Annotated in this window: 13 protein-coding genes; 5 read left to right on the top strand and 8 right to left on the bottom strand. The window is 42.9% G+C overall.

Annotated elements, in window-relative coordinates; all coding sequences use genetic code 11:
- Nucleotides 1-26: 26 nt before the first annotated feature.
- Nucleotides 27-965, top strand: a complete 939-nt coding sequence (dusC, locus tag A923_RS0105120; RefSeq protein WP_017220584.1) for a tRNA dihydrouridine(16) synthase DusC — start codon at nucleotides 27-29, stop codon at nucleotides 963-965.
- Nucleotides 966-1,054: 89 nt separating this feature from the next.
- Nucleotides 1,055-2,965, top strand: coding sequence for an HD domain-containing phosphohydrolase (locus A923_RS0105115; RefSeq protein WP_017220583.1), 1,911 nt, complete (start codon nucleotides 1,055-1,057; stop codon nucleotides 2,963-2,965).
- Between the two features lie 134 nt (nucleotides 2,966-3,099).
- On the opposite strand, the gene A923_RS0105110 is transcribed toward A923_RS0105115, so the two are convergent.
- The 6 genes from A923_RS0105110 to A923_RS0105085 form a co-directional block, all read right to left on the bottom strand.
- Nucleotides 3,100-3,831 carry a DUF3726 domain-containing protein gene (locus A923_RS0105110; protein WP_017220582.1) on the bottom strand — a complete coding sequence of 244 codons (732 nt, stop codon included), beginning with the start codon at nucleotides 3,829-3,831 and terminating at the stop codon, nucleotides 3,100-3,102.
- On the bottom strand, nucleotides 3,828-5,537 hold the full coding sequence (locus tag A923_RS0105105) for a hypothetical protein (protein WP_017220581.1): 1,710 nt from the start codon (nucleotides 5,535-5,537) through the stop codon (nucleotides 3,828-3,830). The genes A923_RS0105110 and A923_RS0105105 overlap by 4 nt, the downstream gene beginning before the upstream one ends.
- A gap of 133 nt (nucleotides 5,538-5,670) precedes the next feature.
- The gene (locus A923_RS0105100; RefSeq protein ID WP_017220580.1) at nucleotides 5,671-7,281 is read right to left on the bottom strand and encodes a BCCT family transporter; all 1,611 of its coding nucleotides are present in this window, start codon (nucleotides 7,279-7,281) and stop codon (nucleotides 5,671-5,673) included.
- 96 nt (nucleotides 7,282-7,377) lie between these two features.
- Nucleotides 7,378-8,367: a membrane dipeptidase gene (locus A923_RS0105095; RefSeq protein WP_017220579.1), complete on the bottom strand. Its 990-nt coding sequence runs from the start codon at nucleotides 8,365-8,367 to the stop codon at nucleotides 7,378-7,380.
- A gap of 70 nt (nucleotides 8,368-8,437) precedes the next feature.
- Nucleotides 8,438-9,901 (bottom strand): aldehyde dehydrogenase family protein, encoded by a 1,464-nt coding sequence (locus tag A923_RS0105090; RefSeq protein ID WP_017220578.1) that lies wholly within the window; start codon nucleotides 9,899-9,901, stop codon nucleotides 8,438-8,440.
- 120 nt (nucleotides 9,902-10,021) lie between these two features.
- On the bottom strand, nucleotides 10,022-10,411 hold the full coding sequence (locus A923_RS0105085; RefSeq protein WP_017220577.1) for a RidA family protein: 390 nt from the start codon (nucleotides 10,409-10,411) through the stop codon (nucleotides 10,022-10,024).
- A gap of 183 nt (nucleotides 10,412-10,594) precedes the next feature.
- On the opposite strand from A923_RS0105085, the gene A923_RS0105080 reads away from it, so the two are divergent.
- Nucleotides 10,595-11,488 (top strand): LysR family transcriptional regulator, encoded by an 894-nt coding sequence (locus A923_RS0105080; RefSeq protein ID WP_017220576.1) that lies wholly within the window; start codon nucleotides 10,595-10,597, stop codon nucleotides 11,486-11,488.
- 62 nt (nucleotides 11,489-11,550) lie between these two features.
- On the opposite strand, the gene A923_RS0105075 is transcribed toward A923_RS0105080, so the two are convergent.
- On the bottom strand, nucleotides 11,551-12,015 hold the full coding sequence (locus A923_RS0105075; RefSeq protein ID WP_017220575.1) for an NfeD family protein: 465 nt from the start codon (nucleotides 12,013-12,015) through the stop codon (nucleotides 11,551-11,553).
- Between the two features lie 32 nt (nucleotides 12,016-12,047).
- Complete coding sequence (locus tag A923_RS0105070; protein ID WP_017220574.1) at nucleotides 12,048-13,022, bottom strand: SPFH domain-containing protein; 975 nt, start codon at nucleotides 13,020-13,022, stop codon at nucleotides 12,048-12,050.
- Between the two features lie 331 nt (nucleotides 13,023-13,353).
- On the opposite strand from A923_RS0105070, the gene A923_RS0105065 reads away from it, so the two are divergent.
- Together A923_RS0105065 and A923_RS0105055 are read left to right on the top strand one after the other, a co-directional pair.
- Nucleotides 13,354-14,295: an acyltransferase gene (locus A923_RS0105065; RefSeq protein WP_017220573.1), complete on the top strand. Its 942-nt coding sequence runs from the start codon at nucleotides 13,354-13,356 to the stop codon at nucleotides 14,293-14,295.
- A gap of 318 nt (nucleotides 14,296-14,613) precedes the next feature.
- Nucleotides 14,614-15,594 carry a tripartite tricarboxylate transporter substrate binding protein gene (locus A923_RS0105055; RefSeq protein ID WP_017220571.1) on the top strand — a complete coding sequence of 327 codons (981 nt, stop codon included), beginning with the start codon at nucleotides 14,614-14,616 and terminating at the stop codon, nucleotides 15,592-15,594.
- Nucleotides 15,595-15,634: the final 40 nt, after the last annotated feature.

The raw sequence follows: 15,634 nt of genomic DNA, 5'->3' as shown, positions 1-15,634 counted from the left end.
TCATTTTGCCAACGCAGGACAATAACATGCGCGTAGTTTTAGCCCCAATGGAGGGCGTTGTTGATAATTTGATGCGCGAGTTACTTACCGCGCAAGGCGGTTATGATTTATGTGTAACCGAGTTTATTCGAGTTGTCGAACAACTATTACCTGAGAAAATTTATTACCGCTATTGTGCCGAATTAAATCACGGTTGCCGTACTCAAGCCGGTACGCCCGTACGCATTCAATTATTAGGCCAACACCCCGAGTGGATGGCTGAAAATGCCGTTCGTGCGATTGAATTGGGTTCTCACGGTTTAGATATCAATTTTGGCTGCCCAGCAAAACAAGTGAACAAGTCATCAGGTGGCGCCGCGTGTTTACGTGAGCCCGAGCTGGTGTATCAAATCGTTAAGCAAGTACGTGAAGCAGTACCTGCAGAGCATATTGTCAGTGCCAAGATCCGTTTAGGCTGGGATGACAGTAATCAAAAATTAGAAATTGCGGATGCAGTGCAACAAGCTGGCGCCAATGAGCTGACCGTACATGGTCGAACTAAAGCCGACGGTTATCGTGCAGCAGCGATTAACTGGGAAGCCATAGCTGAAATTAAAAAGCACGTATCAATTCCGGTTATCGCCAATGGTGAGATCTGGAATTATGAAGATGGCCAGCGTTGTTTAGCAGTGACTGGCTGTGAAGACTTAATGGTTGGTCGCGGCGCATTAAACTTACCCAATTTAGGGGCGGTGGTTAAATATAACCAAGCAGCAATGCCTTGGGCTGATGTCGTCACTTTATTACAAAATTATTGCCAATTAGAGATTCGAGGTGATAAAGAGAAGTATCTGCCAAACAGAATAAAACAATGGTTTAGCTACCTGCGTAAGCAGTATCCTGAAGCCGCTGACTTGTTTACCCAATTAAGAGCCTTACGTCAGTCAGAAGAAGTGATTAATACACTAAATAACTACCGGGTCTAAGCCTTTAAGCTTACTTGACTCTATTAAGCTTCGGTGTTAATAATAGCCTTCAATTCAAGCTCTTATGCATAATTCAAGGACGAATTACCGTGCGTATCACCATAAAAAAAGCGCTTCTTAGCGGTGTTATTTTACTGCAATTTGTCACATTAACCACACTGTTAGTATCGAGTTACATCTCGAACCAGCGTTCCTTTAATGCCCATGCGCACAAGTTAATGATTGATTATGCAGATAACATCATTAACAATTCAAAGCGTTTTCTTGATACCGCAGAAGCAACCACATTATTAAGTAGTGAATTATTAAGCGCTGATGTGTTATCCATTAATCGCCCCGAAGATCTGAGTTTATATTTTTTTCAGCAGTTAAAACAATCACCACATATATCCGGCATTTACTTTGCCAATACCAGCGGTACTTTTGTGCATGTACAACGCGAGCAAGGTTTCAAAGACCCATTGTTTTCACGCAAGTTCATCATATTCGATGATCAGGATGTATTAACATCATCACAGCTGTTCACCCATGACAACAATTTCGCACAACTTTCAGTCAAACAGATAGCCAAAGAATCTTACGATCCACGAGACCGCATTTGGTTTAATAAAGCACTCGATAACGCCGCCTTATCCTGGACCGATCCCTATGTATTCTTTTCTTCACGTAAACCCGGTATCACCAGTTCAATGCCTGTTTATGACAAAGATAAGCAGTTAATCGGTGTGGTTGGCGTCGATGTGTCCTTAGCCACTATTTCATCATTTTTCGATAACCTGGATCTCGGTGAACACAGCACTGCCTTTGTCACTAACCGGCTTGGCGAAATAATCGCCTACCCTGACCAAAAAATCATTCAAGATACCGCCAGTGAAAGTTTACGCTTTCCACGTATCAATGAAATTAACAACCCTATCGCTTTAACCGCTTGGCAAGCGCTGCAGGACGAAACTCAACTATTCTCAACAGGTAGTACAGCTACTGCGGTTACGTTTAGCTACGATAACAATAAATACCATGGTTTGTTTAAACAATTCACCCATCATAAATGGCCGTGGATCATCGCTATTTATATGCCAGAGGATTTTTTCCTCAGTGAGCTCATTGATAACCAAAAATTGAATATTCTATTTGGCTTGGTGATCAGTATTATCGCTTGTCTCACCTCGTTCTTTTTTATTAATCACATTACCGATTCATTGCGAAAAATAAAACTGATTGCAGAGAGTATCCGTTGTGGTCAATTCATTAAAACCAATATCGCTGAATCGACGTTTGTAGAGCTGCAGCAAACGCAATACGCCTTCAACAATATGATCGATAGTTTGATTGCATCGCGTAAAGAAAATGAACAACTCCACTTAATGTTAGAGAAAACCAATACCGAAACCATTACGCGACTTGGGCTAGCGGCCGAATATAAGAATGATTCATCGCCAAACCACATCCGCCGAGTTTCTCGATATTGTGAATTAATTGGTTTAGACATGGGCATGTCAAAAGACAAAGCAAAAGAGTTGCGTGCCGCAGCAAAATTACATGATTTAGGTAAGATAGGTATTCCGGAACAGATTTTATCAAAACCGGCAGCCTTGACGATACAAGAATGGAAAATGATGAAAACAGCGCCAGTGATCGGAGCCAAGATCTTACAAGATGCGGAATCTGCAACCCTTAAACTCGCGCATGATATAGCCCTGACCTTACACGAGCACTGGGATGGTAGTGGTTACCCTCACCAACTGCAATATCATGACATTCCATTGTCAGCGCGTATTGTCGCCGTTGTTGATACCTTTGATACCATGGTTCACCCTCGTTGTTACAAAAATGCGATCCCAATTGAGATCGCCATTAATAAAATTCGAGAATTCTCAGGTAGCAAGTTTGATCCTAGCGTAATAGCCTCGTTTGACCATTGCTTAATGGATATACTGAATATTTATAAGCAGTTATCGCCGAGTGTTGAAGTGCATCAGTTACCTAGGCGATGCCAATAGACCGCACCTTATGGTAACGAATCTTATTAATTCATTACGTCAGCGACTCTGACAACTACTTCTGGCCACTACTTCTAACAACTAAAAAACGAGCGAGGATAAACTTGCTCGTTTTTAGTTGGTGTTTCGCAAGTTTAAACCAGTTCCCCTGCGCCCTTAACGGATGCCTCACTATTTTCAACCAAAAGTGCCGTTGCGGTTTTCTTCAATTTTTCCCACTCTGCATCATCAACAAGAATACCATCATACCAAGTATCACGTTGCGCGCTATTAAGTGCAGAAGAGTTAATATGTCTTTCGTAACCCGCAGAATAACCGGCAATATCAAAATTCTTCACTGATAATTGAATGGTCATATCATGTAATGTACGCCCCGTTAAATCGAGATGATCAGATAAAAACAACTCGGGTGACACACAACCTTGATTTAAAATATACAGGGTGTTTTGTGGTGACGAACCATTATTCCATTGTGCTTTACAAGCCAAGCCTTTAGCGGCGAGTTTCACCAGTTCGTTATACGCCAGCCAACGGTTGTGGCAATTTTTTAATTCAATCGTCAGGTGCTTTTTACCCACCATTTTTTCAATCGCATAGTCAATCACCACAGGCAAGTGACAGGCCAAACTACAGCCATGCAAGTCAACGACTAAGCCACCCTCATTGGTCATAAAAATATCGACAGGGCAATCTTTCTCGGCAGTTAAAAACTGCGCTGCATTATTAAAATGACCAATACCATTCAAACCCACCATCTGTAAACCAGCAACCATATTAGCAATAATATCAGCTTCACCACAGGTACGGCGCATGCCAAGAAAGGCTTTGTTCACTACGGCTGTTAATTCATTATGTGAAACAATCATGACGCTTCTCCTTCTGCTATTGCTTGATTTAATGAATGGCTCGGTAGCAACGGGAATAACCATTCGCCATCGTGTATTTCATTAAGTAAAGGTGCACCTTGAAAAAAGGTAACCCGTACCCAACGCTCTGAACGTGGGTCAAATTTAGTGGCTCCAAAGACCGCTAATTTGCAGCGTAACAAATGCATTGGCAATGCTGTTTTGTGCAATACGTTCATCTGGATCTCGCCCATTTCTTTATTGCCAAGCGTCCAAACACGACGCGAAATAGCGCGATATTGAGGATGTAGCACTAAAAATTCAGCCAATTGCATGTTTGGTTTACATATCAGTAATGCATGATAAAGACGGTACGCTTGACGACCAATATCAAGTGGCAACTCACGGTCTTCGCCTGGTTCTTCACCGCGAACGCCTAAACGTGGTTCTTCTTTGTCTTGTGAACGATACCAAAACCAATAGTTATTTTCTGGCTGCTTAAAGTCAGTATCAATGGCCCAGCGATAACGATTTTCCAAAACCGCAATCAAATCTTCGATACGCTTACCGCTCGGTAGATTTAGGTTTTCATCACAATTCATCTTAGTTTCATAGCTATCGACTAACTCAGGATAAATCTCCATCAAACACGACAGCAGTATCTCTTGTGTTTCCAAACTATACTGACCGCTGTAATCAACCAACTCATGCCAGGTTGTGCTTTGTAACAGCAGGCTTTCTAACTTACCTAATAAATCATGCAGTTCACCTATGGCGGTGGTATTAAGGCCGTCTTGATGTGCATTTATCGTAATAATTTGATCTAAATGACAAAGACCTTTTTGCAATAAATGTTGTAAGGGTTCAAGTTTGTTAATCGTCACCGCAGTATTCAATACAGCCGTAAGCGCAGACTCACGTGACGACAACCACTTATCAACAACACAAGGATGATTGATTAAGTATGGCGCCATGCCTAGACCTGTTGCATTACCGATACCAAGGTAACGTTGCAAGTCGATATCTAAACTGACCGCCTTATCACCACCTTGCTGATTCGCGATGTAATGCACCCAATCCAAGCTGAATTCACGCAAAATATACACGGCACACATTTGCGCACTGAATGACTGATTAAAATCTTCCGTTGTTTCAAGCCAATTAAAATCTGCAATACCAAATTTACCATTACCATAAACGGCCGTGGTACGTAGAATGTAACCCACTTCAGCAAGTTCTTTGGCATTCGGTTGTTGGCCTTTTGCCAAGTGAGAAACAAGATGTTCAAATACGCGAACACTTTTGTTAGCTCTGGCTAATACCAATACTTTATTTGGATTTCGTCCTGCTTCTTGCAACGGCACATTGGCACGTAAGCGTCCTAACAACTCAACATCAACATCACCATAAACAAGGGCGAAGGTCACGTCCCACTTCTCGGCGATAACCCGATCATTACGATCTTCATCGGCAATTTCATCACAAAAAATAACCAAGTGATAAACGTGATTTAACGTCGTCAACTTGTAAATTACGTGACCAAAACCTTGGGGTGATAACTGCCAGTCGTGCTTAGTGACTTGCCATTTTTGTTGTGCCATTTTACGGATTAACGTACGTACAAAACTAATCCGATTCTGATGCATTGCACCAAGTCTTTCTGGCGCCATAACGGTTATAGGATCACGCATATAAGTGCCACCGCAAGTTGAAGGACGAGCATCCATATTATTAACTTCCATTTTAATTATAATTGTTTTAATGAGGCGGCTTGCTAACCGCCCTGCTTCACATTTTGTCGTTACTATCCACTTATAAACTGGCCGAGTTACCGACCTTCCATGTTATAAATAGACAGGTCTATAAACCTTGGTCTTTCGCCATTTTCATCGCGATCTGTGGCGCGTTCCAAAGTGATGGCAATAAGATGAGAGAAACCGGTACTGCAGTAATAACAATGAATGATTGCAGTGCAGATATACCTCCCGAACCAAGTGAAATAAGGATCAAGGCTGTAATCCCCATGATGATGCCCCAGAAAGCACGGATAAATGCATTCGGCTCAGCGTCACCACTAATCACCACACTAATGGTGTAAGTCATCGAGTCACCCGTCGTCACGATAAAGATCGTCGTTAAGATCAGGAACAAAATCGAGGTGATCATAGGGAACGGTAATTGCGTTGTCACCGCAAGCAGCGCACCTGGTAGATTAAACCCTTCAAATGCAGAGCTTACTGAACCCGGTTCTGCTATTTCAAACGCTAAACCCGAACCACCGACGATAGTGAACCAAAAACACGTGGTGAGCGGCGCAATAATACTGATGGTGGTAACGAGTTGTCGAATTGTTCGACCACGTGAAATACGCGCGATAAAGATTGCCATCATCGGGCCATAACCTAAGAACCAACCCCAGAAGAATACCGTCCACCAGCTCAACCAGCCTTCATCACCACGGTATGTCGCCATAGGTATGAAGTTATCGACCATGCTACCCACACCTTGGATATAACCATTAAAGATAAAGTTAGTTGGACCAAAAATAAGAATGTAAACCATCAACACACAAGCCAGAATGACGTTGTAGCGACTGAGCATTTGCATACCACGATTCAAACCACTTAGCGCTGAGAGCGTATATAATGCAATCGCAAATAAGATAATAATAAGCTGTGTAGTAAAACCATTAGGGATCTCAAACAAGAAGTTGAGAGCATAACTCACCTGCAAACCAAGGAAACCAATCGGACCAATGGTGCCAGCAGCAACCGCAACGATACAACACGCATCAATCAAGGCGCCAGTGTGGCCAGTGAGTACGCGGTCACCAAAAACAGGGTAAAGCAAAATACGCGGTTTAAGCGGTAAGCCTTTATCGTAGTGCAAATGCATTACCACGATAGACGTCAAGCTACCGACAATCGCCCAAGCCAGAAAACCCCAGTGCATGAATGATTGTGACAAGGCATTAACAGCCTGTTGCTGAATATTATCTTGTGCACCATACAAAGGCGGTGGACTCACAAAATGCGCAATAGGCTCTGCCGCAGCCCAAAACACACCACCACCTGCAAGTAGAGTACAAAAGATAATAGCCATCCAACGGAAACCATCCATTTCAGGCTCTGGAAGCGCGCCTAAAATAACTTTCCCCGTACGACCAGCGGCTAAACAAATACCAATCAAAAAAGTTAATAACAACAAAACTTGCCAATAGGGGCCAAAGACTTTTACAGCCCACAAGAACCCGCTATTCACAAGGCTAGACAATAAGGCTTCATCGAATAACGCTAATAGTACAAATGCGGCAAGAAAACTACCGCTGTACCAAAAGGCTGGGTTACTAAAACCCAATTTATCCGCTGTAGACTTATTCTCACTTACTGCGCTATCACTTGATGAGCTTGAGGTATTACTACCATCACTGTTTAAGCTCGCCGCTTTCGCGCTTTTGGTTAAATCTGACATGCTCTGACTCCAGAGGTATGCTTTGCAACTGCAAAGGTGTGTTTACGCCAGCCCTGTCGATTAAGGGTGGGCTGACGTTCTATGTGTCGTAACGACTTACGAAATAGGCTCTAATCCTTGCTTTAAAAAGTTAAACCAATTCTCGCCTAATACTTGCCCCGCTTCAGATTCAGAAAATCCGTAGCGCATTAATCCGTTATATATATTCTCCATGCCTGCGCTACCGCAGAACCAAGGCAATGAATCAGGCCATCCTGAATTACTTGCCGAACCTTCACCATAATCCATGGCTTTAGACCAACGTCCATTACGCATCCATTCCAATACCGCTTGCGGTTGGTTTAGACACAGATCACTACCAATACCAAGATGATCAATGCCCACCATGTCGGCCGTTTTCGCGACCATCTGGCAAAAATCATCCAAAGTGCACTGGCTACCATTGGGTAGGTGAAATGGGTACAAACTAAATCCCAATAACCCGCCACGCGCTGCTAACGATTTGATCACCGTATCCGACTTGTTACGCAGTGCTTCAAACGCAAACGTCGGGTTGGCATGACTGATACAAATTGGACGTGACGAAAGGTCAATCGCTTCAAGTGTAGATCGCTCTGCACTGTGTGACATATCGATGATCATGCCAACGCGGTTCATCTCTGCAATCGCTTGCTTACCAAAACGAGTAATACCATTATCATTTTTCTCATAACACCCAGTCGCCAGTAAGCTTTGGTTGTTATAAGTCAATTGCATAATAAGCAGACCTTGTTGACGCATTACTTCAATCAAACCGATTTCATCATCAATCGATGAACAGTTTTGCGCGCCAAAGAAAATGCCCACTTTGCCTAACGCCTTGGCTTTCTCGATATCCGCAACAGAGTGGATAGGCATAATCAAGTCGGCATTTTGTTCAAACCTTAAATTCCATTCAGCAAAACGGCTTAACGTTTCACGCGCAGTCTCGTGATAGACAATCGTGGCGTGAACAGCTGTAATGCCACTGTTTTTTAATGTTTGGAAGTATTCTCGATCCCAATTGCAATACTGCAATCCGTCAATCACAATCCTTTGGCTATACATACCGACTCCTTCATTATTCATCTGAATTTTATTAACTTGGCTATGCTTTCAATACCGCTTTCAACCAATCTTAATAAGCACGTTGATAAGCAGTCTTTACCACTGTATAGAATTCTTTTGCGTATTGGCCTTGCTCACGCGGACCAAAGCTTGACTCTTTACGGCCACCAAACGGCACATGGTAATCCGTGCCAGCAGTCGGTAAGTTAACCATCACACAACCGGTTTGCGCTTGCTGTTTAAACAGCGTACTCGTACGTAGACTTTGGGTGATAATGCCGCTGGTTAAACCAAAGCGGGTATCGTTTGTTGTCGCAATCGCTTCTTCTAAATCAGCAACACGGATCACACTCGCCATCGGCGCAAATACTTCTTCTTGATTCACCGACCAATCATTTTTAGTATTAATAAACAGTGTAGGCGACATGTAAAAACCTTCATGTTCCATGCTTAAACGTTCACCACCAAAGGCCAGTTCGCCGCCACTTTGACGTGCTGTATCAATCCAAGCGAGGTTAGCGTCTAATTGCTTGCCATCAACAACAGGCCCCATAAATACGCCGTCTTCAAGTGCATGACCCACTTTCAGTTGACTCATGCGCTTAATTAACGCCTCTACGTACGCATCGTGAATACCATCCATCACCACAAGACGAGAAGACGCTGTACATTTTTGACCTGCGCCCGAGAATGAACCGGCAATAGTCGCTTCAACAGCAATATTAATGTCGGCATCATCAGCAACAATCAAGGCGTTTTTACTGCCCATTTCTAACTGGCAACGCACAAAGTTAGGTGCTGTTGCAGCGGCAATTTTACGACCAGTATCAACAGAACCGGTAAAGCTTACGCCGTTCACTTCCGTTGAATTAATTAATACATTACCGACTTCAGAACCGCTACCCAGTACCAGGTTAAACGTACCTGCTGGTAAACCTTGGCGATGAATGATTTCTGTTAATGCCACAGCACTGGCTGGCGTTAGGTTGGCCGGTTTCCAAATAACACTGTTACCAAAGGCTAATGCTGGGGCGATCTTCCACGCCGCCGTTGCCGTTGGGAAGTTCCACGGTGAAATAATAGCGACAACACCCACAGCTTCACGCGTTACTTCAACGGTCACACCAGGTCTTACTGACGCTGCGCTATCACCGATTTGGCGTAATACCTCAGCTGCAAAGTACTGGAAGAATTGACCCGCACGATAAATTTCACCACGGCCTTCTAGGAATGGTTTACCTTCTTCACTTGATAGTAAGCGACCCAGTTCATCACAACGTGCAATCAGCTCATCACCGATACCTTGTAGTACCGCTTGTTTTTGTTCTAGTGGGGTCTTTTCCCATGTTGGTTGAGCATGTTTTGCCGCCGAAATAGCCTGATGTACTTGCGCCGTACTTGCTTGTGCAAAATTACCCAGGTTTTGGCTGATATCTGACGGGTTAATGTTAGCGACAGTGCTAACACCTGCTTGCCATTCGCCGCCAATATAAAGTGAGCTTTCTGCTTGAATGCGTTGTGTTTGAGTTGTCATACGACTTTCCTTGTTTCGGCGATATATTGAGTTAATTTAGATTACACTCGTGAGTATAGTTGATCTTTTATTTTGCTTTTATTTAAGTTAAAAGTGCTTTTATTTAAGTTAAGAGTGCGTTCACGATTCACTGACCGCAGCATAAACGACGAACTCGACCAGCATCTCTTCACGTGCTAATCCCGCCACGACCATGGCAGCGCGATTGGGATAAGGTGCATCAAAATATTCGGCATATACTTTATTCACCGTTGCTAGATATTCACGGTCAGTGACATAGATTAAGACTTGCAGTACTGAACTAAGCGACTCGCTTGCACATTCTAATGTGTGGACCAGGTTATCAAAGGTTTGGCGAGTTTGTGCTTCAATGCCACCCGCAACAACTGCCCCAGTTTGATCAATCGGGATCTGCGCAGTATATAAAGTGCCATTATTTACAATCGCCCATTCGAGTGGCGCTTTAGACGCAAATAATTCAGTTTTTACCGGGTAGCTTTGAGTTGTCATGTTTATATCCATTTGTAGCTGCTTTGTTTCAATGTTGTGAATATTGCCATTTGACTCTTGATAAATCTAACGGTAAATTCTGTACGATTGATAAGAAAAACTTATCACCCCATAAAAGCGTGATCACGACATACTTTTTATCAAGACAGGCTTTATCACAACATACTTCATAGGCTATTAAAGATGGATATTAAAATACAACAATTGCGACATTTCGTTTTAGTGGTCGAAGAAGGTGGGTTCCGCGCAGCATCAAGCAGAGCGAATCGCTCTCAAGCGGCATTATCAACCTCTATCAAAGAGCTTGAACGTACCTTAGAACAACCGCTATTTGAATCGGGCAACAAGTCAACGCTCACGCCCTTTGGTCAAATATGCTTACCCAAAGTCACCCAATTTCTGCATATTTATAAAACATTAGATAATGACTTACGGGCAGCAGCAGCAGGCCAACAAGGTCGCGTGCGTATTGCTAGTGTGCCCTCGGTAGCGGCGAAACTCATTCCTAACGTACTGGGACGGTTTTGTAAGGACTACCCCAATGTCGAGGTGAGTTTAATTGATGATAACGCGGCAGGCGTCGAAGCTAGATTATTGTCAGGCGAAGTAGATTTAGCGTTGGGGAATTGTGCCAATTTAGACGCTGCAGCAGTGGATTTCACACCACTGATTTCGGACCCAATTGGGGTGGTATGCTTAAAGGATAATCCCATTGCACGTAATATTAACGGTATTGAATGGCGGGCATTATTGGATCAGCCATTTATTCATAACGGCACCTGTACACTGCTAGAACCAACCGCAGCAAGGGTGCTTATTGATAAAGCGCTTTACTCGGTAGAGAATATCACCTCTTTATTCTCTGTATTAAAACTGGGAATTGGCATAACCACACTGCCTAAATTGGCCTTTCCCAATAATGAAACAGACCTAGTGTGGTTACCCCTTATCGACCCACTGCTAGAACGAAAGATGGGCATCTTTCGACTTGCAGAACATACTATCTCTCCTCAAGCACAAGCGTTTTATGAACTGTGTATTAAACATCTCATCTGCTCGGATGAGTTAAGTCGCTGATAAATGCATCGAGCTTTTACTCTAGGCATTATCTAGCTCATGTTATAAATAATCTCTAGTCACTACTCAACGATTAGAATGTTGCCATCGACTGCAACGATCTTAACCCGTAGACCAACGTCAAGGAGTTCAACCGTTGCGGTTTCACTTAACCGCGCATTCCAATTAATACCGGAATGACGAACCTTACCGCCGTTCATCGTGACAACTTCGCTCACCGGTACGGTTTGTCCTATCATGTCGCTACTGGTATCTTGTACCAACCGATTGCCCTGAAATCGCTTAAGCGGTTGCCATAATAATAGAGCTACCACGCCAGACAATAGGCCTACCGATAATACTTCAAACTCCCAGCCTTGGACTATGCCAGTACTAACCAATACCCCAGTGATCAGACAACTAAGACCAAAAAACAGTAATGGCCCGCTTAACCCCGTCACACTCAACTCAACAATCAATGCTATCGCACCAATAATATAAAGTAATTGATCGTGATGGTTCTGTAAGTAGTTAATTAATGTATCCATTTAGTAAACTCCATTGATAGAAGACAAACTCACTATTCAGATAACTTCAGTGCGCTTGAAACGGCAATCGCTTGAGCAACCGTATTACCAATATTATCGCCCGTTTTACCATCGGTTAAAATCACAGAACCTTCAGATGCAATGGCTTTATGCGCAGCAATGGTATCTTGTGCTAATGTCAAACGCACCGCTTGCTGACCTTCAGCAGTGATAGCTGCAGCACCAATTACATTTAGCGCATTAGAATCCGCGTCGGCCACTAATCGAATCGCTTCGGCTTTACCCGTCGCTTCTAATATTTGTGATTCTTTACTTGCTTCAGCCGCCAGTACTTGCTCTGCTTTAGCCGCTTCTGCATCTAATACACGGGCTTGTTTCAAACCTTCAGCTTGCGTGATCGCAGCAGTCTTAACACCTTCAGCCGTGAGGATCACAGAACGTTTTTCACGTTCTGCCGCCATTTGTTTTTCCATGTCTTCTTTAATTGAAATAGGCGGTGTAATGTCTTTAATCTCGTAACGTGTTACCTGCACACCCCAAGGTTGAGTCGCTTCTGTCATCGACGCTAAGATAGACGCGTTAATGTTATCTCTGTTTTGGAAACACTGATCGAGTTCCATCGAACCAATAGCATTACGCATTGTTGTTGTCGCCAGCTGTACTACCGCTAATTTATAGTCGGTAATATTATTAGTCGCAGCCGCGGCATCCGTCACTTTCATGAATAAAATACCATCAAGTTCCAACGTAATATTATCTTTGGTGATAGCCAGTTGTGACGAAATATCTAACGACTGTTCTTTTAAGTTACGATCTGCAGCAACGCGCTGTACAAAAGGCACAATAAAGTTAAGCCCTGCTTGCAATGTGCCGCTGTAACGTCCGAAGGTATAGATGACATAACCACGGTTTTGAGGAATAAATAATACACTTCTTTGAATGGTGAAAATGACGACCACTGCGACCCAAAGCCACGGTGTTAAAAGTATGTCTATTGCAGTATTCATAAGTTCGCTTCCTTAAGGATTAAGATAAAAAATACTTTTTAAGTAATGGCTTACATCAAATTTAAATAAAAAAGATATAATTAATAATAGAATAAATGATTACCGACGACGAGACAGCGTTTATATTAAATTATCGTTGTAGTTTTAGTCTTTACCTCAAAAGTGTGACTTAAATCAATAATATTCTTTATAGCATCACCTCTGACTGCTCCGACCTTTAGTCATATCCGATGATTTTATACATCATACGTAAATTTAATATTGAGTCGCCTTGTTCTGCGCAGTAGTATAGACACTCTATTTTTACTGATTGTCATTTTTAGGAAGTGTTATGTCATCTATACGCGGCTGTTTAGCGTTTGTATTGTGGTTTTTGAATCTATTGTTTTGGGTTATCCCAATCATTATTTTAAGCCCAATCAAACTATTACCGATTAAAATGTTACAGACCTTATGTTCTTCTTTACTCGTCTACTTGGCCAGTAACTGGATCAGGGGTAACGTGGTGATAGAACGCCTTATTCACCCCGTAAAAATTCATATGCACAATACTGGTATCGAACTGTCTGAAGAAGAATGGTATATGGTCATTGCCAACCATCAGTCTTGGGTTGATATTCTGATCTTGCAGCGGGTATTGAATCAAAAGATCCCTTTCTTAAAATTCTTTTTAAAGAAAGATCTTATCTTTGTGCCTTTCTTAGGAATGGCTTGGTGGGCGTTAGACTTCCCATTTATGCGTCGTTACAGCACTGCGCAACTCAAGAAAAACCCGAAATTACGCGGTAAAGATATCGAAGTAACACGTAAAGCCTGCGCTAAATTCAAATCAAGCCCAGTGAGTGTGATGAATTTTGTGGAAGGTACACGTTTAACTGCCGAAAAGCATGACAAGCAAAACTCGCCGTTCAAACACCTACTAAAACCAAAAGCAGGGGGATTAGCGTTTGCACTCTCGGCACTTGGCGATCATATTCACAAAATTGTTGATGTCGCGATTTATTACCCAGATCAAACACCGACCTTTTGGCAATACCTGTGTGGTGAAGTGAAAGATGTACATGTGCATATTCGAGTATCCGATATTGATGCTAAAATGCGCGGCGATTATCAAAAAGACCGTGCATTTAAAATCGGCTTCCAACAACACTTGAATGATATTTGGGTAGAAAAAGACGCTATCTTAGAAACCATGGCGCAAAGTCATGCGGCGCTCACAAATACGACCGTCACAGAAACAACAGCGGCAGACAAGACCACGCTGGAAAAATAAAGACTAAGGGTTAACCACACTAACCAGCAGTCAAATAACGACATAAAAAGCCGCCTCTTTTATTCTATCGCAATAAAGCAGGCGGTTTTTTTATCCTCTATAAATCTAAACCCCACCGTGAACATTATGAACAAAATGGCCACAACGTCGTTAATTACCATTATTTACAGTTTCCCTTCCATCACAATAATACCGATAACATTAACGTAACATCGATTCATTGATGTTAACCAGTGATCCATAACGTCAACAATATTGGTCTTAACTATTAAGCTATTTATTATTCAGCTTTTAACAAAAACACAAGGAATGGAAACCATGCTAAAGCAATTTAGGAAGCGTGTAGCCTCATCACTTATCGTGGCAAGTATTGCAACACTCTCATCGGCCGCTTGGGCTGCTGATTTAGAGAAGATTCACTTTATTGTACCTGGCGGTGCAGGTGGTGGTTGGGACATGACAGCCCGCGGGACTGGCGATGTATTAATGAAGGCCGACTTAGTTAACAAAGTGTCTTATCAAAATCTCTCTGGTGGCGGTGGCGGTAAAGCGATTGCCCACATGATTGAAACGGCTGCACGTCAGCAAGATACCTTGATGGTTAACTCTACACCGATTGTGATCCGTTCTTTGACTGGTATTTTCCCACAGTCGTTTCGAGATCTAACCCCAGTCGCTACAACGATTGCCGATTATGGCGCGATTGTCGTTGCAGCAGATTCTAAATTTGAAAATTGGTCACAAGTTGTTGCCGCATTTAAAGAAAATCCACGAAAAGTAAAAATTGCTGGCGGCTCTGCGCGCGGTAGCATGGATCATCTAATTGCAGCAGCGGCATTTAAAGGCGAAGGTTTTGATGCCCGTAAAGTGCGCTACATCGCTTATGACGCTGGCGGTAAAGCAATGGCAGCGGTGTTGTCAGGTGAAACACCACTACTATCAACAGGTTTAGGTGAAGTACTGGAAATGTCTAAAAGTGGTCAAGTCCGTATTCTTGCCATCACAGCACCAGAACGTTTAGCCGCAGCGCCAAATGTACCGACGCTTACCGAGATGGGTAACAACACTGTATTTGCTAACTGGCGTGGATTCTTTGCGTCACCGGGTATCAGTGACGCGAAAGTAGCCGAATGGAACAAAGTATTAAGTAAAATGTATAAGACTGACCAATGGGCAACAGTGCGTGACCGTAATGGTTGGATTGATAACTACAGAGCAGACAAAGACTTTTATGCATTCTTAGAACAACAAGAAGAGCAAATGGGTGCCTTGATGCGTGAGTTAGGCTTCCTAAAATAAACTAACTCATCCCCATGATACAGCCACAGTAATCACCTTC

Source organism: Moritella dasanensis ArB 0140 (assembly GCF_000276805.1).
In the GTDB taxonomy this organism is placed as follows: Bacteria; Pseudomonadota; Gammaproteobacteria; order Enterobacterales; family Moritellaceae; genus Moritella; species Moritella dasanensis.
The sequence above is the reverse complement of the archived record's forward strand: the minus strand, read 5'-3'. Positions and strand labels throughout refer to the sequence as shown.

Bases quoted from the DNA above. Each gene is read 5' to 3' on its own strand.
- A923_RS0105095 (WP_017220579.1), bottom strand. From the start codon at position 8,367: ATGTATAGCCAAAGGATTGTGATTGACGGATTGCAGTATTGCAATTGG.
- dusC (WP_017220584.1), top strand. From the start codon at position 27: ATGCGCGTAGTTTTAGCCCCAATGGAGGGCGTTGTTGATAATTTGATG.
- A923_RS0105110 (WP_017220582.1), bottom strand. From the start codon at position 3,831: ATGATTGTTTCACATAATGAATTAACAGCCGTAGTGAACAAAGCCTTT.
- A923_RS0105075 (WP_017220575.1), bottom strand. From the start codon at position 12,015: ATGGATACATTAATTAACTACTTACAGAACCATCACGATCAATTACTT.
- A923_RS0105080 (WP_017220576.1), top strand. From the start codon at position 10,595: ATGGATATTAAAATACAACAATTGCGACATTTCGTTTTAGTGGTCGAA.
- A923_RS0105100 (WP_017220580.1), bottom strand. From the start codon at position 7,281: ATGTCAGATTTAACCAAAAGCGCGAAAGCGGCGAGCTTAAACAGTGAT.
- A923_RS0105065 (WP_017220573.1), top strand. From the start codon at position 13,354: ATGTCATCTATACGCGGCTGTTTAGCGTTTGTATTGTGGTTTTTGAAT.
- A923_RS0105090 (WP_017220578.1), bottom strand. From the start codon at position 9,901: ATGACAACTCAAACACAACGCATTCAAGCAGAAAGCTCACTTTATATT.
- A923_RS0105085 (WP_017220577.1), bottom strand. From the start codon at position 10,411: ATGACAACTCAAAGCTACCCGGTAAAAACTGAATTATTTGCGTCTAAA.
- A923_RS0105070 (WP_017220574.1), bottom strand. From the start codon at position 13,022: ATGAATACTGCAATAGACATACTTTTAACACCGTGGCTTTGGGTCGCA.
- A923_RS0105105 (WP_017220581.1), bottom strand. From the start codon at position 5,537: ATGGATGCTCGTCCTTCAACTTGCGGTGGCACTTATATGCGTGATCCT.
- A923_RS0105055 (WP_017220571.1), top strand. From the start codon at position 14,614: ATGCTAAAGCAATTTAGGAAGCGTGTAGCCTCATCACTTATCGTGGCA.